Annotated in this window: 16 protein-coding genes and 1 riboswitch; of the genes, 10 read left to right on the forward strand and 6 right to left on the reverse strand. The window is 72.3% G+C overall.

The features are described from left to right. Window positions 1-228: 228 nt before the first annotated feature. Window positions 229-1,827, reverse strand: a complete 1,599-nt coding sequence (gene abc-f / locus E5671_RS13860; RefSeq protein ID WP_160504272.1) for a ribosomal protection-like ABC-F family protein — start codon at window positions 1,825-1,827, stop codon at window positions 229-231. A gap of 95 nt (window positions 1,828-1,922) precedes the next feature. Then, on the reverse strand, window positions 1,923-2,711 hold the full coding sequence (locus tag E5671_RS13865; RefSeq protein WP_336605750.1) for a hypothetical protein: 789 nt from the start codon (window positions 2,709-2,711) through the stop codon (window positions 1,923-1,925). A gap of 261 nt (window positions 2,712-2,972) precedes the next feature. On the opposite strand from E5671_RS13865, the gene ypfJ reads away from it, so the two are divergent. Continuing rightward, the gene (gene ypfJ, locus E5671_RS13870; RefSeq protein ID WP_160504273.1) at window positions 2,973-3,863 is read left to right on the forward strand and encodes a KPN_02809 family neutral zinc metallopeptidase; all 891 of its coding nucleotides are present in this window, start codon (window positions 2,973-2,975) and stop codon (window positions 3,861-3,863) included. 4 nt (window positions 3,864-3,867) lie between these two features. Here the strand turns inward: ypfJ and E5671_RS13875 are convergent, their stop codons facing one another. The 3 genes from E5671_RS13875 to E5671_RS13885 all read right to left on the reverse strand — a co-directional run bounded on the left by E5671_RS13875 (window position 3,868) and on the right by E5671_RS13885 (window position 7,328). Beyond that, on the reverse strand, window positions 3,868-5,343 hold the full coding sequence (locus E5671_RS13875) for a hypothetical protein (RefSeq protein WP_160504274.1): 1,476 nt from the start codon (window positions 5,341-5,343) through the stop codon (window positions 3,868-3,870). 88 nt (window positions 5,344-5,431) lie between these two features. After that, the gene (locus tag E5671_RS13880; protein WP_160504275.1) at window positions 5,432-6,568 is read right to left on the reverse strand and encodes a hypothetical protein; all 1,137 of its coding nucleotides are present in this window, start codon (window positions 6,566-6,568) and stop codon (window positions 5,432-5,434) included. 85 nt (window positions 6,569-6,653) lie between these two features. Further along, on the reverse strand, window positions 6,654-7,328 hold the full coding sequence (locus E5671_RS13885) for a class II aldolase/adducin family protein (protein WP_160504276.1): 675 nt from the start codon (window positions 7,326-7,328) through the stop codon (window positions 6,654-6,656). A gap of 354 nt (window positions 7,329-7,682) precedes the next feature. On the opposite strand from E5671_RS13885, the gene E5671_RS13890 reads away from it, so the two are divergent. From E5671_RS13890 to cobI, 9 genes are all read left to right on the forward strand, one after another. Next, window positions 7,683-8,957 (forward strand): inorganic phosphate transporter, encoded by a 1,275-nt coding sequence (locus tag E5671_RS13890; RefSeq protein ID WP_160504277.1) that lies wholly within the window; start codon window positions 7,683-7,685, stop codon window positions 8,955-8,957. Window positions 8,958-8,969: 12 nt separating this feature from the next. Beyond that, the gene (locus E5671_RS13895) at window positions 8,970-9,221 is read left to right on the forward strand and encodes a hypothetical protein (protein ID WP_160504278.1); all 252 of its coding nucleotides are present in this window, start codon (window positions 8,970-8,972) and stop codon (window positions 9,219-9,221) included. 104 nt (window positions 9,222-9,325) lie between these two features. Further along, window positions 9,326-9,471, forward strand: a riboswitch (cobalamin riboswitch). Between the two features lie 107 nt (window positions 9,472-9,578). Further along, entirely contained in the window at window positions 9,579-10,520 is a 942-nt protein-coding gene (locus E5671_RS13900; RefSeq protein WP_160504279.1) for a cobalamin biosynthesis protein, read from the forward strand. Further along, complete coding sequence (locus E5671_RS13905) at window positions 10,517-12,025, forward strand: cobyric acid synthase (RefSeq protein WP_160504280.1); 1,509 nt, start codon at window positions 10,517-10,519, stop codon at window positions 12,023-12,025. Before E5671_RS13900 ends, E5671_RS13905 begins: the two co-directional genes overlap by 4 nt. Next, window positions 12,022-15,696, forward strand: a complete 3,675-nt coding sequence (gene cobN / locus E5671_RS13910; protein ID WP_160504281.1) for a cobaltochelatase subunit CobN — start codon at window positions 12,022-12,024, stop codon at window positions 15,694-15,696. The genes E5671_RS13905 and cobN overlap by 4 nt, the downstream gene beginning before the upstream one ends. 46 nt (window positions 15,697-15,742) lie before the next feature. Then, window positions 15,743-17,761, forward strand: coding sequence for a putative cobaltochelatase (locus E5671_RS13915; RefSeq protein WP_160504282.1), 2,019 nt, complete (start codon window positions 15,743-15,745; stop codon window positions 17,759-17,761). Then, a complete protein-coding gene (cobO, locus tag E5671_RS13920; protein ID WP_160504283.1) occupies window positions 17,761-18,369 on the forward strand; it encodes a cob(I)yrinic acid a,c-diamide adenosyltransferase in 609 nt (202 codons plus the stop codon). Before E5671_RS13915 ends, cobO begins: the two co-directional genes overlap by 1 nt. After that, window positions 18,363-19,736 (forward strand): cobyrinate a,c-diamide synthase, encoded by a 1,374-nt coding sequence (locus tag E5671_RS13925; RefSeq protein ID WP_160504284.1) that lies wholly within the window; start codon window positions 18,363-18,365, stop codon window positions 19,734-19,736. The genes cobO and E5671_RS13925 overlap by 7 nt, the downstream gene beginning before the upstream one ends. Next, window positions 19,733-20,482: a precorrin-2 C(20)-methyltransferase gene (cobI, locus tag E5671_RS13930; RefSeq protein WP_160504285.1), complete on the forward strand. Its 750-nt coding sequence runs from the start codon at window positions 19,733-19,735 to the stop codon at window positions 20,480-20,482. The genes E5671_RS13925 and cobI overlap by 4 nt, the downstream gene beginning before the upstream one ends. Before the next feature lie 17 nt (window positions 20,483-20,499). Here the strand turns inward: cobI and E5671_RS13935 are convergent, their stop codons facing one another. After that, a complete protein-coding gene (locus tag E5671_RS13935) occupies window positions 20,500-21,231 on the reverse strand; it encodes a ZIP family metal transporter (RefSeq protein WP_160504286.1) in 732 nt (243 codons plus the stop codon). Window positions 21,232-21,278: the final 47 nt, after the last annotated feature.

The following is a 21,278-nucleotide window of genomic DNA, read 5'->3' on the forward strand; positions in this document are numbered from 1 at the left end:
GCGGAATTAACGATTCCGCGCATCGAATTCCGTACGGCCGAATGAGTTACGGGGCGAAATGCCAGGTCAGCGCGGTGGCGGGTGAGAGCAGGGTCCGACGCCCCTGCCACCGACGAAATCCGTGTATCCCGCACTTCGGTACGAGGAGAGCTCACACAGATGAAGGATCACGGCTCGGCCGAATGATCCATACGCTGTGGATCAGTTATTCGATCAACCCATGTGGACTCAGGCGAGCGCGACCAGATCCGCGTAGTCCTGGCCCCACAGATCCTCGACGCCGTCGGGCAGCAGGATGATCCGCTCCGGCTGGAGCGCCTCCACCGCGCCCTCGTCGTGCGTGACGAGGACGACCGCTCCCTTGTAGGTGCGCAGCGCGCCGAGGATCTCCTCGCGGCTCGCAGGGTCGAGGTTGTTGGTGGGCTCGTCGAGGAGCAGCACGTTGGCGGAGGAGACCACCAGGGTCGCGAGCGCCAGACGGGTCTTCTCGCCACCGGACAGGACGCCCGCCGGCTTGTCGACGTCGTCGCCGGAGAAGAGGAACGAACCGAGGGTCTTGCGCACCGCGACGAGGTCGAGGTCGGGGGCGGCCGAGCGCATGTTCTCCAGGACCGAGCGCTCCGGGTCGAGGGTCTCGTGCTCCTGCGCGTAGTAGCCGAGCTTGAGGCCGTGGCCCTCGATGACCTGCCCGGTGTCGGGCTTCTCGGCGCCGCCGAGGAGCCGCAGGAGCGTGGTCTTGCCCGCGCCGTTGAGGCCGAGGATGACCACGCGCGAACCCTTGTCGATGGCGAGGTCGACGTCCGTGAAGATCTCCAGGGAGCCGTACGACTTCGAGAGTCCCTCGGCCATCAGCGGGGTCTTGCCGCAGGGCGAGGGCTCCGGGAAGCGCAGCTTGGCGACCTTGTCGCTCTGGCGCACCTCTTCCAGGCCCGCGAGGAGCTTGTCGGCACGCTTGGCCATGTTCTGCGCGGCGACGGTCTTGGTGGCCTTGGCGCGCATCTTGTCGGCCTGCGAGTGGAGCTGAGTGGCCTTCTTCTCGGCGTTCTGGCGCTCGCGCTTGCGGCGCTTCTCGTCGGACTCGCGCTGCTGCTGGTAGAGCTTCCAGCCCATGTTGTAGACGTCGATCTGGGCGCGGTTGGCGTCCAGATAGAAGACCTTGTTCACGACCGTCTCGACCAGTTCGACGTCGTGGGAGATCACGATGAAGCCGCCGCGGTAGGACTTGAGGTAGTCCCTGAGCCAGACGATGGAGTCGGCGTCGAGGTGGTTCGTCGGCTCGTCGAGGAGCAGGGTGTCGGCGTCCGAGAAGAGGATGCGGGCCAGCTCGACGCGGCGGCGCTGGCCACCGGAGAGCGTATGGAGGGGCTGGCCGAGCACGCGGTCGGGGAGGCTGAGCGCGGCGGCGATGGTGGAGGCCTCGGCCTCGGCGGCGTACCCGCCCTTGGTGAGGAACTCCGTCTCCTGGCGCTCGTACTGCTTCATCGCCTTGTCGCGGGTGGCGCCCGAGCCGTTGGCGATGCGCTGTTCGTTCTCGCGCATCTTGCGGATGAGGGTGTCGAGTCCGCGGGCGGAGAGGATGCGGTCGCGGGCGAGGACGTCCAGGTCGCCGGTGCGGGGGTCCTGCGGGAGGTAGCCGACGTCCCCGGAGCGGCTGATCGTGCCGCCGGCGGGGATGCCCTCACCGGCGAGGCACTTGGTGAGCGTGGTCTTGCCCGCTCCATTGCGGCCCACCAGGCCGATGCGGTCGCCCTTGGCGATACGGAAGGAAGCGTTCTCGATGAGGATGCGGGCGCCGGCGCGCAGCTCGATGCCGGAAGCGGTGATCACGGACAGACTCCTGGGCAGGGGTGGGTATGGACGGCGGAAGGGCTGAAGGCGATCACGCCGTCTAATGCACGAGGAGAATGGCCATGCGGCCAATTCTAACGGGGCGGTGCAACCGCTTTTTCTGCCCGGGTTCGTACGTCGTCGGGGGCGCCGCCCGGCAGCTCGTTGCCCAGGGGTTTGCGGCGGGGCACGATGCGGCCGAGGTCGTCCACCGCGATCAGCTGCGAGGTCCACGGCGTCGCGGCGTCCCCGCAGGGCTGGGCGACCATCAGGGCCTCCCTGTGCCGCACGGAGCGTGCGGGCTCGAAGGCGCAGCCGCGGCGGGCGGGCAGCACCCAGCGCAGGTCGCCGTCGGCGCTGCGGTAGGCGGCGATGCGCTGCGGGGTGACGACGGCGAGCATGCGGCCGCGGGGGTCGAGCGACTGGAGGACTCCGGCGGCGCCGCGGGCGGCGGGAGAGCCCAGCCAGGGGGCGCTGGCGGGGATGGCGCGGTGCCAGCGGACCGCGCTGCCGTCGGCGCGGGGTGCGGTGTCGGTGACCAGACCGTCGCTCCAGAGTGCGACGGCGTGCCCGGGGGCGGGCAGCAGCGCGAGCGGGCGGGCTCCCTCGCGGCTGTACGTCCACCGGACGCGCCCGGTCGCCGGGTCGTACGCCTCGACCGCGCGGCCCTTGGTGCGGAGCTCGGGGGCGGCTGTGCCGTCGTCCACGCGCGCGTGGACTGTGACGTGGTCTCCGTAGGGGGCGGGTCGCGAGTGGTGGGCAGCGGTGATGAGCGGCAGGGCGAGCAGGCCGAGGACCACCGGAAGAGCGAGCCGGGAGCCGCGGCGGGCGGGCACCGGCCTCACGGGCCCGGCTTTGGCCACCCCGAACGGCACTACGGACACGACGCCCCCTCTTCGGCATCTCTGCCGGTACCTCCGGCGCCTGTGCCGGTCTGCCCACGGAACAGGCGCAGAGCGTAGCGGCGGCGCCCGCGTACGGCCCCGGGCGGCGGCCGCGACACGGCGCTCCGATCGGCGAGGGTCCCCCGTTCGGACCTCCGTCCGGCGCCGCACGGAGTGGGGCATATCAGGATGAAGGCGCCGACATCTCGGCACAGGGCGGCGCGACGCCGCCCCGGATGCGAGGCAGAGGGTGGTGCGCCCATGCAGTTCGACGACGACGCCGATCTGGACACGTCCGAGGTACAGGACGTGCGGGGCAGCCGGATCCCCGGCGGCAAGGCGACGGTCGGCGGCGGCATCGCGGGCCTGATCGCGCTGCTCCTGGGGCTGTTCTTCGGGGTCGGCCCCGATCAGCTCGGTCTCTCCTCCGGCAACGAGGAGCCCGACGCCACGTCCTCGTCCCTCGCGCAGGTCCAGCAGAGCTGCCGTACCGGGGAGGACGCGAACACCAAGGACGACTGCCGCATGGTCGCCGTGGTCAACAGCGTCCAGGACTACTGGCGCCCCGAGTTCCAGCGCAGGAAGGGGACCTACTCCCCCGCGCCGACCGTCCTGTACACCAGCCGGGTGGGCACGGCCTGCGGCGCCGCGTCGTCGGCGGTCGGCCCGTTCTACTGCCCCGGTGACCGGAAGGTCTATCTGGACCTCGGCTTCTTCGATGAGCTGCGGACCAAGTTCGGCTCCAGCGGCGGCCCCTTCGCGCAGGCGTACGTCGTGGCGCACGAGTACGGGCACCACGTGCAGAACCTGATGGGGACGCTGCAGCGCTCCCAGGACGGACGTACGGGACGCAGCAGCAACGCCGTGAAGGTCGAGCTGCAGGCCGACTGCTACGCGGGCGTCTGGGCGCGGCACGCGACCCGTACGCCCGACGACAGGACGGGCAAGCCGCTGATCACCAGCCTCGACGACGCGGACATCCGCGAGGGCCTGGACGCGGCGGCCGCGGTCGGCGACGACCGCATCCAGGAGAAGTTCCAGGGCCGGGTCACCCCGGAATCCTGGACGCACGGCTCGGCCGAACAGCGGCAGCAGTGGTTCTACCAGGGCTACCGCACCGGCGACATGGCGCAGTGCAACACCTTCCGGTGAGCCGCTACACCCCGCCGGTGTGCACCTGGAAGGCCGCGCGGCGCACGGCCTTGGCGAGCGCCGGGTCGGGGTGGGCCGCGGCGAGGGCGACGAGGACCTGGACCGTGCGGGGGTGGCCGATGCGGCGGACCTCGTCAAGGAGGGCGGGCACCGTGGGCTGCACGGCGGACTCCAGGTGGCGTACGAGGAGGTGGGTCTCCCCGTGGTCGGCGACGGCCGCGGCGGTGTCGACCCACAGCCACGTCGACTCGTCCCGCGTCAGGACGAGGTGGACGTCCTCGGGGTCGGCGCCCTCCTGCTCGGCGAGCCAGATGAGGGCGTAGGGCCGCAGCGGGGTCTCGTCCACGACAGCCCGCACCTCCGCCTCGGCCGGGGCGCCGACCACCCGCAGGGCTTCGAAGGCGAGGCCGCGCAGGAGGGCGTCCTCGCCGCGGGCCGCGTCCAGGAGCTCGGCGACGGCGCTGCCGACGGGGCGGGCGGCGAGCCAGGCGCGGTACTCGGAGCGGGCCGCGTTCGGGCGCAGCCGTGCGCAGCCGCGGAGCATGTCATCGGCGGACTGCTCGATGTTGCCCGCGGGGCTCTGCGCGGCCACGCAGATCTGCTCCAGCTTGACCCAGACCGCCCAGCTGCCGAGCGGCGTGAGGGTGGCCTGTCCTTCGGCGTACGTCAGCGCGCCGACGGCGGCGAGGCCGCGCAGCGCCCAGTCCAGGAGGGTGGCGAGGGGCGGGGTCTCGGCCGGGTCCACCGGCTCGGGCTGCGGGCCGTAGGGGATCTCGCAGCGTTCCGTGCGCAGTTCCGTGACGCGCTGGTCGAGGAGGTCCAGGAGCTGCGGCACGGGGACGGGGCCCGCGGAGAGCTGCAGCAGGGTGAGGAGCTGGGGCATGGCCTCGACGGTCTCGGCCACGGTGGCGGGCGGCAGTTCGCGCGACGCCGGGTGCGCGAGCGACCAGGCGTCGAAGAGGGCGACCCAGCCGCGCAGTACGGCGGCGTCGTCACGGTCCCAGGCGCGCAGCCGCCAGCCGGGGCGCGCGCTGTCGCCGTGCACCTCGATGAGGCCGGCGAGCCGTGCGGTGTCCCAGTCGGTGCGGACCTGATCCGGGGTCAGCGCGAGTCCCGCGGCGGCCCGTTCGGCGGTGGCGGCGGAGAGGGTGCCTCTGCCCCCTTTGGCTTCGGGCGCTCCCGCTGTGGCGTCGGGTGCTGCTCCCGCGCGGCCGCGTCCCGGCCGCAGGGACGCGTCGGCCCAGCGCGCGACCCGAACGGCGTCGGCGAGGCGCACCCGCGCCATCCGGGCCAGCTCTCCGGGGGCGGGTGTGCCCTCGGGCGGCCGGGGCGCGGGACGGCGCGCACGCTGCTGCGTCACTGCGCCGGGGGCGGTCAGGGGTCGCGCTGTGCCGCGCTCCGCCCCCGCTCGCCTCTCGGCCCTGGGGGACTGAGCGCGGACGAGTCGGAGCCTTGAGTCGCGCGGGATACGGGACGTCACGGGAGCAGTCTTCCTGTTGACGGTCCGAAAACCCAAACGGAATGCCTGCGCAAGGCTCCGTAGCGCTCTGTCAGGGGGCTTTCGCGCGCTACATGAGGGGCGTGAGGAAGCGCCGCAGCGCCTCTTCGTAGCCCGCGGGGTCGGCGTTCCACATGGCGCCGTGGGGCGCATCCGGAACAGTGTGGAGAGTGACCAGTTCCGGGCGCTGTTCGGCCAGTTGACGGGAAAGGGCCCAGGGGGCGATGACGTCGTCGGGGCCGTGGAAGAGGAGCGTCGGGACCTTGAGCACCTCGGGGTCGGCGGCCTCCAGGATGCGGTCGCCGCGCAGGCCCGTGCGCCCCTGGGCGGCACGCACGGCGAGCGGCAGGAGGGGGCCCGGTGTGCGGCGGGCCGCGGCGAGCGCGCGCAGGGTCGTCTCCCAGTTGAGCACCGGGGAGTCCAGGACGAGTCCGCTGATCCTCTCGCGCAGGGCCGAGTACGCGGCGGCGTGCAGGGCCATGGCGGCACCGGTGGACCAGCCGTGCAGGATCACGTTCTGAGCGCCGTAGCGCACGGCGTAGCGGATGGCCGCGTCCAGGTCGCGCCATTCGGTCTCGCCGAGGTGGCCGAGGCCGTCCGGGGAGCGGGGGGCGCCGAGGTCGCCGCGGTAGGCGAGGTCGAGCACCGGGAGCTGCTGGTGGTGCAGGAAGTCCATGACGACCATGGGGTGCTCGCGGGTGGTGCCGAGGCCGTGCACGGTGATCACCCAGGTGTCGCGGACGCCCGGCACGAACCAGGCGGGCAGACCGCCGAGTTCGCCGGGGATGTCGACGTCCGCGTGGTCGATGCCCAGGGCGGCGTGCGGGTCGCCGATGTGGACCTGCGGGGTGAGCCAGACCTTCGCGCCGGGTTCCAGCGAGCCGTGCGTGACGCGCTCCAGGCGGCGTACGACGGTGTCCGCCGCGTGCGGCGCGGCGTCCAGGACGGGCCCGATCACGGCATGGCTTCCGTGGCCGCTGAGGCCGTACGTCCCGGGGCGCAGGCTCGCGAGGGCGCGGGTCAGGGAGATCTGGCCCGCGGCCGTGGAGTGGACCGTGAGGCGGGGCTCGGTCGGCAGCGGGCGGCCCGCCGGCGCCTTCAGGGCCGCGTTGCTGGCGAACCGGCCCGCGGCGACGGCGGCTGCGCCGCCCAGGAGGGCGGTGGTGACGGCGGTGACGGCCGTTGCCGTCGCTTTGGCTGGGCGCACCTGCCCAGTGTCGGGCCCTGGCCGGTCTCGGGCCAGTGGGCGGGGCTCGCGGGGTGATGTCGCTTCGTCCGCGGCCCGCCCGGCTTCACCGTTGGCCGTAGCCCCTCAGTCTGTCCTCCGCTTCCCTCAGCTGTCCCGCGGACAGGAGGGTCGGGGCGTGGCCCGGGACGGAGCTGGCCGTCAGCCAGAGGCGGGACATCCACTCCAGTTGTGCCGTGCGGTCGTAGGCCTGGTCCAGAGTGTCTCCGTATGTGATGGTTCCGTGGTTCTGCAGCAGGCAGCCTGTGCGCTCCCTGAGGGCCCGGAGCATGTTCTCGGCCAACTCCTCCGAGCCGTACGGCGCGTACCGGGCCACCCGGACAGGACCGCCGAGGGCGGCCGCCATGTAGTGGATGGGCGGGAGCTCCGGGACCAGGGTGGAGACGGCGGTGGCGTGCACCGCGTGGGTGTGGACCACGGCCCCGGCGTACGTGGTGCGGTAGACCGCCAGGTGCATGGGCAGTTCGCTGGTCGGGGCGAGGTCGCCGAAGAGCTGGTTGCCGTCAGCGTCGACACCGACCGCGTCCTGCGGCCTCAGGCGGTCGTACGGCACCCCGCTCGGGGTGACCAGGATCGTGCCGCCGACGCGCACCGACACGTTGCCCGACGTGCCGACCACCAGGCCGTCCGTCACCGTTCTGCGGGCCGCCGCCACCAGCTCGTCCCACGCCTGCTCGATCGCGTCCTGCCGGCCCCGGCCTTCGTCCCGCTGCTCCGTCATGCCGTGATCTTGCCAGGAGCAGCGGGGACGCGGGGCCGGCTCGTGTATCACAGGCTCCCCGTCGGCGAGGCGCGCCCGGCCCCCGGGCCGCCGGGTGATCAGAATCTCTTCGACGGTTCCCTGAGCCAGTTGAAGTGCTTCGCCCGGGGGTAGTGGGGCACCCTGGGAAGCCGGGATTCCGGGTCCCCCATGGCCTCCCACCGCCCCTCCGGCGGATGACCGGCAGGGCCCCGGCGGAAGCGGAGTGGCGGCGCCCCGCATTGGGTCACCGCACGGCCCGTCCCAGTTCACTTTCCGTTCACTCAGGTTGCCTACGTTCCACTTGCCACTGACGTCCAACAGAAGCCTGGGTAAATGGAACACATCACGCTTCTCCTCGGGATCGTGATCGTCACCGCTCTCGTGTTCGACTTCACGAACGGTTTCCACGACACAGCCAACGCGATGGCTACCACCATCTCGACTGGCGCTCTCAAGCCCAAGACGGCGGTGGCCATGTCCGCCGTGCTGAACCTCGTCGGAGCTTTCCTCTCCGTCGAAGTCGCCAAGACGATCTCTGGCGGCATCGTCAACGAGGACGGACTGAAGACAGAGGTGATCTTCGCGGCCCTGGTCGGCGCGATCCTCTGGAATCTGCTGACCTGGCTGGTGGGCCTGCCTTCCAGTTCTTCCCACGCACTCTTCGGTGGCCTCATCGGCGCCGCTGTCATGTCGATGGGCTGGTCGTCGATCGACGGCGGCACCGTCGTCACCAAGATCCTGATCCCGGCCCTGGCCGCCCCTCTCGTGGCGGGTCTCGCCGCGATGGTGGCCACGCGTCTGACGTACAGGATCGGCCGCAACACCGATACCAAGGCCACGGCCAAGGGTTACCGCGCCGGACAGATCGCCTCCGCGGGCCTCGTCTCGCTGGCCCACGGCACGAACGACGCGCAGAAGACCATGGGCATCATCACGCTCGCCCTGGTCACCGGCGGCGTCCTGAACCCGGGCGCCAACCCCCCGATGTGGGTCATCGTCTCGGCCGGTGTCGCCATCGCGCTCGGCACCTACCTCGGCGGCTGGCGCATCATCCGCACCATGGGCAAGGGCCTCACCGACCTCCAGCCGCAGCAGGGCTTCGCCGCCCAGACCAGCGCCGCGACGGTCATCCTGGCCTCCTCGCACATCGGCTTCTCGCTCTCCACCACGCAGTCCTGCTCCGGCGCCGTGATGGGCGCGGGCCTCGGCCGCAAGGGCGGTGTGGTCCGCTGGTCCACGGCGACCCGCATGTTCATCGCCTGGGGTCTGACCCTCCCGGCCGCCGGTCTGGTCGGCGCGGGGGCCGAGTTCCTCACCAAGCAGGGCCCCTGGGGCATCGCGGCGACCGCCGCGCTCCTGATCGGCGGCTCCGCCGTCATCTGGTCGCTGTCCCGCCGCAACGCCGTCGACCACACGAACGTCGCCGACGACGAGATCGGCGGCTCCCCCGCCGCCGAGCCCGCAGGCGTCGTGACCACCGCGATGGCCGCCGTCACACCGCCGCCCACCGGGTCGGCCGTGGCGAGCGCGGACGTCGATTTCGTCAAGGCCACCATCCCGGCCCCGACCGGCACCGCGGCGGACCCCGCCCGGCCCGCCACGGTGTAAGGAAAAGTCAGCATGGACATCGACTGGGCAGCTCTCGGCTCCGTCTTCGGAGTCAGCCTCGCGGTGACAGTGGCCCTGGTGGGCCTGTTCACCCTCGGCATCGTCGGCCTCTCCAAGGGCGAGGCGGCCACGTCCGGCGCCTCCACCGCAGGTACCTCCACCGCGGGTGGCGGCACCGCCACCGCGGCCCGCACGGGCGCGTACGTGTGCTTCGCGCTCTGCGCGGCGGCCGTGGCGTACGGGATCTATCTGATCGTCGCCTGACGACCGGAGTTTCGAGTGGGGTGCGGGACGCTTCGGCGTCCCGCACCCCACCTTCGTATGTGGGCCTCCGCACACTCTCCCGTCGCAGGTCAACAGCGAGTTGACGGGCCTTCGCGGGCCGTGGTGGACTGCCGGAGCCAATACGGCAGCAGGAGAGGAAGCCGGTGCGAATCCGGCGCGGTCCCGCCACTGTCATCGAGGAGCTGACTCCTCGGAAGCCAGGAACTCTCGCCGCCGATCACGTCGAACCAGGGCGCGGACACCCTGAGTGAGGACATATCGCCATGCGCGGCCGCCCGTTGCCGGACCAGTTCCCGAGCGTGAGCTCCCTTCTCGGCACGACGACCGGCTGACGCCATGCGTGCCGATCGCGACTTCGCGTACGGCGCCGCCGCCGGCCTCCTCGGTGATCTGTTCCTCGGCGATCCTCGCCGCGGGCATCCGGTCGCCGCGTTCGGTCGGGCCGCGGGCGCCGTCGAGCGTGTGCTGTGGCGTGACCACCGCGGGTGGGGCGCCCTGCATGCCGTGGTGTGCGCCGGAGGCGCGGCCGGTGCCGCCGTCCTGGCCTCTTCTCTTGTACGTGACTCGCGCGCCGCATCCGTCGCGCTGACCGCCGCCACCACCTGGGCCGTGGTCGGCGGCACCTCGCTGGGGCGTGAGGCGCGGGCCATCGGCGGGGCGCTCACCGCCGGGGACATCGAGGTGGCCCGGGAGCGGCTGCCGCATCTGTGCGGCCGGGATCCGCAGGCCCTCGACGCCGACGGCATCGCGCGGGCCGTGGTCGAGTCCGTCGCCGAGAACACGTCCGACGCCGTGGTCGGGGCCCTGGTGTGGGGGGCCGTCGGCGGGATCCCCGGGCTCGTGGGCTTCCGTGCCGTCAACACGCTCGACGCCATGGTCGGGCACAAGTCCGTGAAGTACCGGCGCTACGGGTGGGCTTCCGCGCGGCTCGACGACGTACTGGGGTGGCCGGGCGCCCGGCTCACCGCCGTACTCGCGGCCGTTGCCGGGGACTCGCCGCGCGGTGCGGTGCTGGCCTGGCGTGCGGACGCCGCCAAGCATCCGAGCCCCAACGCCGGCCCCGTCGAGGCCGCCTTCGCCGGGGCGTTGGGCGTACGGCTCGGGGGGACTCTCTCGTACGCGGGGCGTGTCGAGCACCGGCCCGTCCTGAACGGGGACGGGCGGGGCGTCGAAGTCTCCGACATCGAACGGGCCGTGAAGCTGTCGCGACGGGTGGGTCTCCTCGCCCTGGGCGTTGCGGCGGCCGTGAGCGCTCTACGGAAAGGCAGGGCCTCATGAGTGGTGGACTGCTCGTCGCCGGAACCACCTCCGACGCGGGGAAGAGCGTCGTCACCGCCGGGATCTGCCGGTGGCTGGCCCGCAAAGGGGTCTCCGTCGCGCCCTTCAAGGCGCAGAACATGTCCCTCAACTCCTTTGTCACGCGCGAAGGTGCCGAGATCGGGCGGGCCCAGGCCATGCAGGCGCAGGCCGCCATGGTCGAGCCGACCGCGCTGATGAACCCCGTGCTGCTCAAGCCGGGCAGCGACCGCAGCAGCCAGGTCGTCCTCATGGGCAAGCCGGTGGGCGAGATGAGCGCGCGCGGCTACCACGGAGGGCGGCAGGAAGCGCTGCTCTCCACCGTCGTGGGATGCCTTGAGGAACTTCGGGGCAGCTATGACGCCGTGATCTGCGAAGGTGCGGGCAGTCCCGCCGAGATCAATCTGCGACGTACGGACATCGTGAACATGGGGATCGCGCGGGCCGCCCGCTTCCCCGTGGTCGTGGTGGGAGACATCGACCGCGGAGGCGTCTTCGCCTCCTTCTTCGGGACCACCGCGCTGCTGAGCGCCGAGGACCAGGAGCTGATAGCCGGTTATCTCGTCAACAAGTTCCGGGGCGACGTCTCGTTGCTCGAACCCGGGCTCGACATGCTCCAACAGCTCACCGGGCGGCGCACGTTCGGAGTGCTGCCGTTCCAGCACGGCCTCGGCATCGACGAAGAGGACGGGCTCCGGGTGTCGCTGCGGGGTGCCGTGCGGGAGTCCGTCGTCGCTCCGCCGGTCGGTGAGGACGTGCTGCGGGTCGCCGTGTGCGCCATTCCGCTCATGTCGAACTTCACCGACGTGGACGCCCTGGCCGCCGAACCCGGCGTCGTCGTGCGGTTCGTGGACCGGGCCGAGGAACTTGTCGACGCCGATCTCGTGATCGTGCCGGGGACGCGCGGCACGGTCCGCGCCCTGGAGTGGCTGCGCGAGCGCGGCCTCGCCGACGCCATCGCGCGGCGCGCCGCCGAAGGCCGTCCCGTGCTCGGGATCTGCGGCGGCTTCCAGGTGCTCGGCGAGCACATCGAGGACGACGTCGAGTCGCGGGCCGGTGCCGTGGACGGGCTCGGGCTGCTGCCCGTGCGCGTGCGGTTCGCGCGCGAGAAGACCCTCGCGCGGCCGGTCGGCGAGGCCCTCGGCGAACCCGTCGAGGGGTACGAGATCCACCACGGCGTCGCCGAAGTCCTGGGCGGGGAAGCCTTCCTGGACGGCTGCCGCGTCGGCGAGGTGTGGGGCACGCACTGGCACGGCTCGCTGGAGTCCGACGCGTTCCGGCGCCGCTTCCTCACCGAGGTCGCCCGCGCCGCCGGGCGCCGGTTCGTGCCCGCGCCCGACACCAGCTTCGGCGCACTGCGCGAGGAGCAGCTCGACCTGCTCGGCGACCTGATCGAAGAACACGCGGACACGGACGCGCTGCTCAGCCTGATCGAGACCGGCGCACCCGCCGGTCTCCCCTTCATCGCACCGGGGGCACCCTCATGACCGTCCTGCTTCTGTCCACCGCCGACACGGACCTCCTTGCCGCCCGTGCCTCCGGCGCCCCCTACCGCATCGGCAACCCGACCCGGGTCGACGTCCAGGACGAGCTGCCCGCACTGATCGAGGGCGCGGACATCGCCGTCGTACGCCTGCTCGGCGGCAAGCGGGCCTGGGAGGACGGGCTCGCGGCGCTGAAGGCCGCCGGCATCCCGACGGTGCTGCTCGGTGGCGAGGCCGTGCCGGACGCGGAGCTGATGGCCGAGTCGACCGTGCACGCGGGGTCCGTGGCGGAGGCGCTGCGGTATCTCGTCGAGGGCGGCACGGAGAATCTGCGCGAGCTCGCGCGGTTCCTCAAGGAGGACGTGCTCGCGGCGGGACACGCACGCTCGGGCGACGCGCACGAGCGGCAGAGCGCCGAGCCGCGGAAGATGCCCGAGTACGGGGTGCACGGCACGCGCGCCTACGTCGAGGGCAGGCCGACCGTCGGTGTGCTCTTCTACCGGGCTCACCAGCTCTCCGGGAACACCGGCTTCGTCGACACGCTGTGCGACGCGATCGAGGCGCGGGGCGCCAACGCCCTTGCCGTGTACTGCGGTTCGCTGCGCGGCGCGGACGCGGGCCTGTACGAGATCCTCGGGCGGGCGGACGCCCTGGTGGCCACCGTCCTCGCGGCGGGCGGTACACACGCGTCGGGCGCGAGCGCGGGCGGCGACGAGGAAGCCTGGGACATCGGCGCCCTCGCCGACCTCAACATCCCTGTCCTGCAAGGACTTTGCCTCACCTCGTCGCGCGCCACGTGGGACGCGTCGGACGCCGCGCTCTCCCCCATGGACGCCGCCATGCAGGTCGCGATCCCCGAGTTCGACGGCCGCGTCATCACCGTCCCGTTCTCCTTCAAGGAGCAGGGCCCCGACGACGTACCGGTGTACGTCGCCGACCCCGAGCGCGCCGCCCGCGTGGCCGGAATCGCCCTGCGCCACGCCCAGTTGAAGCACAAGCCGAACGCGGAGAAGAAGCTCGCCCTCGTCTTCACCGCGTACCCGACGAAGCACTCGCGCGTCGGCAACGCGGTCGGCCTGGACACCCCCGCATCGGCGGTGCGTGTGCTCGACTCCCTGCGCGACGCCGGGTATGCCGTCGAGGGCCACCCCGACAACGGCGACGAGCTGATCCACCGCCTCATCAACGCCGGTGGCCACGACGTCGAGTGGCTCACCGAGGAGCAGCTGGCCGCGGCCCCCGCGCGCGTGCCGCTCGCCGACTACCGGGCGTGGTTCGACAAGCTTGACCCGGAGCTGCGCGACGGCATGCTGGAGGCGTGGGGCGAGCCGCCCGGCAACCTCTACGTGGACGGCGACGACATCGTGCTCGCCTCCCTGCAGTTCGGGAACGTCGTCGTGATGATCCAGCCGCCGCGCGGCTTCGGCGAGAACCCGATCGCGATCTACCACGACCCCGACATGCCGCCCTCGCACCACTACATGGCGGCCTACCGCTGGCTGGAGCTGTCCTTCGGCGCCGACGCGATCGTCCACATGGGCAAGCACGGCACGATGGAGTGGCTGCCGGGCAAGGGCCTCGGCCTGAGCGGGAGTTGCGCCCCGGACGCGGTGCTCGGCGAGCTGCCGCTGATCTATCCGTTCATCGTGAACGACCCCGGCGAGGGCACCCAGGCCAAGCGGCGCGGGCACGCGACGGTGGTGGACCACCTGGTGCCGCCGATGGCGCGCGCGGACACGTACGGTGATCTGGCGAAGCTGGAGCAGCTCCTCGACGAGTACGCGCTGGTCAGCGACCTGGATCCGACCAAGGCCCCTACTGTGCGGGCGCAGATCTGGACGCTCGTGAAGGCCGCCGAGCTCCACCACGACCTGCATGTCGACGAGCAGCCCGACGACACCGCCTTCGACGAGTTCGTCATGCACATCGACGGTTATCTGTGCGAGATCAAGGACGTGCAGATCCGCGACGGTCTGCACATCCTCGGCGGGGGCCCCGAGGGCGAGGCCCGCGTCAACCTGGTGCTCGCCGTCCTGCGTGCCTCGCAGGTGTGGGGCGGTCAGGCGAACGCCCTGCCCGGTCTGCGGGCCTGCCTCGCCGAGCACTTCGGGCTCAGCGAGAAGGAGCTGCTCGCCGAGCCGGGCGCGGCGGTGAAGGTCGCCGACGGTCTGACGGCCCTGGTCGACGGCCCCGCGCGGACCGGCGCGGACGCGGTGGACCTCCTGGAGCAGCTGTGCCGCCGCCTCGCGGAGGGCATGGAGGAGCGCGGCTGGGAGCTCTCCGCCGTGCGGGAGCTCGTACGTGATGTCGTAGGCGTCGAACTGCCGCCCGCGGTGGCCGTGTTGGGCTTCGCCTGCGAGGAAGTCGTGCCGCGGCTCGCGCGGACGACCGACGAGATCGGGCACATCCTGCGGGCGCTCGACGGCGGTTACGTCCCCGCCGGGCCCTCCGGGTCACCCACGCGCGGGCTCGTGAACGTGCTGCCGACCGGCCGCAACTTCTACTCCGTCGACCCCAAGGCGATTCCCTCCCGGCTCTCCTGGGAGGTCGGCCAGTCGCTCGCCGACTCGCTCATCGCGCGGTACCTGACGGACACGGGCGAGTACCCGAAGTCGGTCGGCCTGACCGTGTGGGGCACGTCGGCCATGCGCACGCAGGGCGACGACATCGCGGAGATCCTGGCGCTCCTCGGCTGCCGCCCCGTGTGGGACGACGCGTCGCGGCGCGTGACCGGGTTCGAGATCGTGCCGGTGGAGGAGCTGGGACGGCCGCGCGTCGACGTGACGGTGCGGATCTCCGGCTTCTTCCGTGACGCGTTCCCGCATGTCATCGGCCTGATCGACGACGCGGTGCGGGCCGTCGCGGAACTGGACGAGGCTCCGGAGTCCAACTACGTGCGCGCGCACTCCGACGAGGACACCGCCGAGCACGGCGACCGGCGCCGGGCCACCTCCCGGATCTTCGGCTCCAAGCCCGGGGCCTACGGCGCGGGCCTGCTTCCGCTGATCGACGCGCGGAACTGGCGCAGCGACGCCGACCTCGCCGAGGTGTACGCGGTGTGGGGCGGCTACGCGTACGGGCGCGGGCTCGACGGGAAGGCCGCGCGCGGGGACATGGAGACCGCGTTCCGGCGGATCAACGTCGCGGCCAAGAACGTGGACACCAGGGAGCACGACCTGGTCGACGCCGACGACTACTTCCAGTACCACGGCGGCATGGTCGCCATGGTGCGCCATCTGACGGGCGAGTCCCCCGAGGCGTACGTCGGCGACTCGGCCACGCCCGACCAGGTCAAGACGCGGACCCTGGGCGAGGAGACCCACCGCGTCTTCCGGGCCCGTGTGGTCAACCCCCGCTGGATGGCGGCCATGCGGCGCCACGGCTACAAGGGGGCCTTCGAGATGGCCGCCACCGTGGACTACCTCTTCGGGTACGACGCGACCGCGGGCGTGGTCGACGACTGGATGTACGAGAAGCTCTCCGCCGAGTACGTCTTCGACCCCGAGAACCGGGAGTTCATGCAGAAGTCCAACCCCTGGGCTCTGCGCGGGATTTCGGAGCGGCTGCTCGAAGCGGCCGAGCGTGGCCTTTGGGCCGAGCCGGAGGCGGGGACGCTGGAGCGGCTTCGGGCCACCTACCTGGAGCTTGAGGGCGAGTTGGAGGGGGACGGATGAGGCCCGCCGTCCCCTGCCCCGCCCTGGATCACGCAATGGAGGCCTTGTGACCACCCCCTATCCGTTCACCGCTCTCGTCGGACAGGACGACCTGCGGCTCGCCCTGCTGCTCAACGCCGTGTCGCCCGCCGTGGGCGGCGTGCTCGTCCGCGGCGAGAAGGGCACCGCCAAGTCCACCGCCGTGCGGGCGCTTTCGGCGCTGCTGCCGCAGGTGCCCGTCGTCGCCGGATGCCGGTTCTCCTGTGACCCGGCCGCGCCCGACCCCGCCTGCCCGGACGGTCCGCACGACGCCGGTGGGGCCTCCGTGCGGGATGCGCGGATGGTCGAACTGCCCGTCGGCGCCTCCGAGGATCGCCTGGTCGGGGCGCTCGACATCGAGCGGGCGCTCGCCGAGGGCGTCAAGGCCTTCGAGCCCGGCCTGCTCGCCGACGCCCACCGCGGCATCCTCTACGTCGACGAAGTCAACCTGCTGCACGACCACTTGGTCGACCTGCTGCTCGACGCCGCTGCCATGGGCGCCTCGTACGTCGAGCGTGAGGGCGTCTCCGTGCGGCATGCCGCGCGGTTCCTGCTCGTGGGCACCATGAACCCCGAAGAGGGCGAACTGCGCCCGCAGTTGCTCGACCGCTTCGGGCTCACCGTCGAGGTCGCGGCGTCGCGCGAGACCGATCAGCGCGTCGAGGTGGTGCGGCGGCGGCTCGCGTACGACGACGACGCGGACGGGTTCGCCGCGCGGTGGCACGACGAGGAGTCCGCGGTGCGGGCCCGGATCGTCGCCGCCCGCGCGCTGCTCCCCCACGTACGGCTCGGCGACGGGGCATTGCGGCAGATCGCCGCCACCTGCGCGGCCTTCGAGGTCGACGGGATGCGGGCCGACATCGTGATGGCGCGTACGGCGACGGCGCTTGCCGCCTGGGCCGGACGCGAGGACGTGCTCGCGGAGGATGTGCGGCAGGCCGCGCTCCTCGCGCTGCCGCACCGGCGCCGTCGCAACCCCTTCGACGCTCCGGGGCTCGACGAGGACAAGCTCGACGACACGCTGGAGCAGGCCTCCGATGGCGACCAGGGCGACGACGACCCGGACCCCGACGGGCCCGGCGGTGGCGGCGGTGGCAAGCCCCCGGAGAGCGGGCCCGACACGCCCGGCTCGCCGGAGTCGCAGAGCGACGCGGGCCAGGAGGACGAGGCGTCGCCCGCGCAGGCCCCGGCCGCCGGCGGCGGTGAGCAGCAGCCCGTGCGGGCCGCGGAGCCGTTCCGCACCAAGATGCTGAGCGTGCCCGGCCTCGGCGAGGGTGCCGCGGGGCGGCGCTCCCGGGCGCGCACCGAGCACGGGCGTACTACCGGGGCCCGGCGGCCCCAAGGGGCGCTCACCAAGCTGCACTTGGCGGCCACCGTGCAGGCCGCGGCCCCGCATCAGCGGGCCCGCGGGCGCTCGGGGCGGGGACTCGTCGTACGGCGTGACGATCTGCGGCAGGCGACGCGGGAGGGGCGTGAGGGCAACCTCGTGCTCTTCGTCGTGGACGCCTCCGGGTCCATGGCCGCGCGGCAGCGGATGAGCGCCGTGAAGGGGGCGGTCCTCTCGCTGCTCCTTGACGCCTACCAGCGGCGGGACAAGGTCGGGCTCGTCACCTTCCGGGGAGCCGATGCCGAGGTGGCGCTGCCGCCCACGTCGTCCGTGGACGCCGCCGCCGCGCGACTCGAATCGCTGCCCACGGGCGGACGTACTCCGGTCGCGGCCGGGCTGCTCAAGGCGCACGAAGTGCTGCGGGTGGAGCGGCTGCGGGATCCGGCGCGGCGGCCGCTGGTCGTGGTCGTGACGGACGGCAGGGCCACGGGTGGCGTGGAGCCGGTGGCCCAGGCGGGGCGCGCGGCACGGCTCTTCGGGGCTGCGGGGATCGCTTCGGTGGTCGTCGACTGCGAGTCGGGGCCCGTGCGGCTCGGGCTCGCGGGGCAGCTCGCGGGTGAGCTCGGCGGGACCGCCGTGACGCTCGACGAACTGCGGGCCGAGTCCATCGCCGGGCTCGTCAAGGACGTACAGGGAACTCGTATGAGGAGCGTGGCCTGATGCCGCAGGGGCAGCCGAGTGTGGTGCCGGACGACGGGCTCACCACGCGTCAGCGGCGCAACCGTCCGCTGGTCGTCGTGCACACCGGGATCGGCAAGGGGAAGTCGACCGCCGCTTTCGGGCTCGCGCTGCGGGCCTGGAATCAGGGGTGGCCCATCGGGGTCTTCCAGTTCGTGAAGTCGGCGAAGTGGAAGGTCGGCGAGGAGAACGCCCTGAAGGTACTCGGGGCCTCCGGCGAGGGCGGCTCCGTCGACTGGCACAAGATGGGCGAGGGCTGGTCGTGGATCCAGCGCGCGCCCGCAGACGGCGAGCAGAGCAACGAGGAGAAGGCCCGCGAGGGCTGGGAGCAGGTCAAGCGTGACCTCGCCGCCGAGACGTACCAGCTGTACGTCCTCGACGAGTTCGCCTACCCCATGCACTGGGGGTGGATCGACACGGACGAGGTGATCGAGACGCTCCGGGGGCGGCCGGGGAATCAGCATGTCGTCATCACGGGGCGCAATGCGCCTGCTGAGCTGGTCGAGTTCGCCGATCTCGTCACCGACATGTCCAAGGTCAAGCATCCGATGGACGCAGGGCAGAAGGGCCAGAGGGGCATCGAGTGGTAGCTCGGCTTGTCGTCGGCGCGCCGTCTTCCGGAAGCGGGAAGACGACCGTCGCCACGGGGCTGATGGCCGCGTTCGCCGCGGCCGGGCTCGCCGTGTCCCCGCACAAGGTGGGGCCCGACTACATCGATCCCGGGTATCACGCGCTGGCCACGGGTCGCCCCGGGCGGAATCTCGACGCGTATCTGTGCGGGCCCGACATGGTGGCTCCCCTGTTCGCCCATGGGTCCCGCGGCTGCGATCTTGCCGTGGTCGAGGGCGTCATGGGGCTGTACGACGGTGCCTCGGGGCAGGGTGAACTCGCTTCCACCGCGCAGGTGTCGAAGCTGCTCCGGGCGCCTGTCGTCCTCGTCGTCGACGCGTCGTCGCAGTCGCGGTCCGTGGCCGCCCTTGTGCACGGTTTCGCGTCCTGGGATCCGGAGGTGCGGATCGGGGGCGTGATCCTCAACAAGGTGGGGTCGGCGCGGCATGAGGCGTTGCTGCGGGAGGCGCTCGATGAGTCCGGGGTGCCGGTGCTCGGGGCGCTGGGGCGAGCGGCGCAGGTCCAGGCACCCTCGCGGCATCTGGGGCTCGTTCCCGTGGCCGAGCGGCGGGCCGAGGCTGTGGAGTCCGTTGCGGCGTTGGCCTCGCGGGTGCGGGAAGGGTGCGACCTGGAGGCCGTTCTCGCGCTGGCGCGCAGTGCGCCTGTGTTGGCGGGTGACGCGTGGGATCCGGGTGCGGGTCCTCAAACGCCGGACGGGCTGGAAGGTGTACGGGACGGGCTGAACAGTCGGCCCGTAGTCGCCGTCGCCGGTGGGCCCGCCTTCTCCTTCTCCTATGCGGAGCATGCCGAGCTGCTCACCTCCGCCGGTGCCGACGTCGTCACCTTCGATCCTCTGCACGATGAAGAGCTGCCGCCCGGCACCGCCGGGCTCGTCATCGGGGGCGGCTTCCCCGAGGTGTACGCGCCCGAGCTCTCCGCCAACGAGCCGCTGCGCAAAGCCGTCGCCGAGCTCGCGCTCAGCGGTGCGCCCGTCGCCGCCGAATGTGCCGGACTGCTTTACCTGACCAGGGAGTTGGACGGCAAGCCGATGTGCGGCGTGCTGGACGCGCACGCGCGGATGTCCGAGCGGCTCACGCTCGGCTACCGCGAAGCCGTCGCCGTGTCCGACAGCCCGCTCGCGGCGGTCGGCACCCGGATGCGCGGGCACGAGTTCCACCGCACCGTCGTCGAACCGGGCGCCGGGGCGGCTCCCGCCTGGGGTCTGCACGCCCCTGAACGGCGCGTCGAAGGCTTCGTACAACAGGGTGTGCACGCGAGTTACCTGCACACGCATTGGGCCGCCGAACCCGGTATCGCCCGTCGGTTCGTAGAGAGGTGCAGAGCATGAGCAGCAAGCTGGTCGGGGTTGGCGTCGGGCCCGGAGATCCCGAGCTCGTCACCGTCAAGGGCGTCAACGCGCTGCGTGCCGCCGCCGTCGTCGTCGTACCCGTCATGGCCGCGGCCGACGGGACGGACGGCGGCGAGCGGGGGCGGGCCGAGGCGACCGTGCTGCACTACGTCCCCGAGGACAAGGTCGTACGCGTCGTGTTCGCGCTCAACGAGCGCAGTGACCGGCAGCGCCGCGAGGCCGCGTGGGACGCCGCCGGTGAGCGGGTCGCCCAACTGCTGCGCGAGCAGGGCTCGGTGGCCTTCGCGACCATCGGCGACCCCAATGTGTACTCCACGTTCACCTACCTCGCGCAGACCATCTCGGAGCTCGTGCCCGGCGTCGTGGTGGAGACCGTGCCCGGGATCACCGCCATGCAGGACCTCGCCGCGCGCAGCGGCGCCGTTCTCACCGAGGGCACCGAGCCGCTGACGCTTGTGCCGGTGACCGCGGGGGCCGCCGCGCTCAAGGACGCCCTCGCCGGGCCCGGCACGGTCGTCGCGTACAAGTTCGGGCGGCTCGCCCATGAGGTGGCCGCCGCGCTGCGCGAGACCGGGCGGACCGACGACGCGGTGTGGGGCTCCGCGCTCGGGCTGCCCGAGGAGTCCATCCAGGGTGCCGCCGATCTCGGCGATGCCCCGTTGCCCTATCTGTCCACCCTCATCGCTCCCGCGCGGCGCGAGGGCGGCCGGGGCGGAAAACTGTGACGCCCTCCGCGGCCGCCTCACTCCGCGATGCCCACCACCAGCCAGATGAACGCCGCTCCCGCCACCGTGCACAGCAGCGTCGAGCGGGCCGGGTGCTCGTGATGCGCCTCGGGCAGGATCTCCGCGGCGGCCAGGTAGAGCAGCGCTCCGCCGAAGAACCCGAGATAGCCGCCGAGCAGTTGCTCCGGAATGGTGAACAGGAGCGTCGACGCGGCGCCCACCACCGGAGCCACCGCGTCCGCGAACAGCATCGCGATGGCCTTGCTGCGCGCGTTCCCGTACAGGCTGGTGAGTGTGTACGTGTTGAAACCGTCCGCGAAGTCATGGGCGATGACCGCGAGGGCCACCGCCGCGCCCATGCCGCCGCCCACCTGGAAGGCGGCGCCGATCGCGATGCCGTCCATGGCGCTGTGGCCGACCATCGCGCCGGCCGCCGTCAGGCCCACCTGCGGGACCCGTCCCTTGTCGTGGTCGTCCGCCCCGTGCCCGGCGTGCCGGCCCGCCAGGAGATGCTCCACGAGGTGCGCGGCGAGGAAGCCCGCGACGAACAGGAGCAGCGCCGCCGGTACGCCGAGGACCGGGGTGCCGGCGGCTTCCATCGCCTCCGGCAGCAGGTCGAGGCCGACCACGCCGAGCATCAGACCGCCCGCGAGCCCCAGGACGAGGTGGCGCCGGTCAGTGACCCGCTGGGCCGTCCAGCCGCCCACCAGGGTCATCACGAAAGCGCCGAGCGCCACGAACACCGCCATGCGCCCTTGCTAGCCGATTGACCCCCCGCCCCGCACATCCGGCGCGG

This window comes from Streptomyces sp. BA2 (assembly GCF_009769735.1).
Taxonomy (GTDB): Bacteria; Actinomycetota; Actinomycetes; order Streptomycetales; family Streptomycetaceae; genus Streptomyces.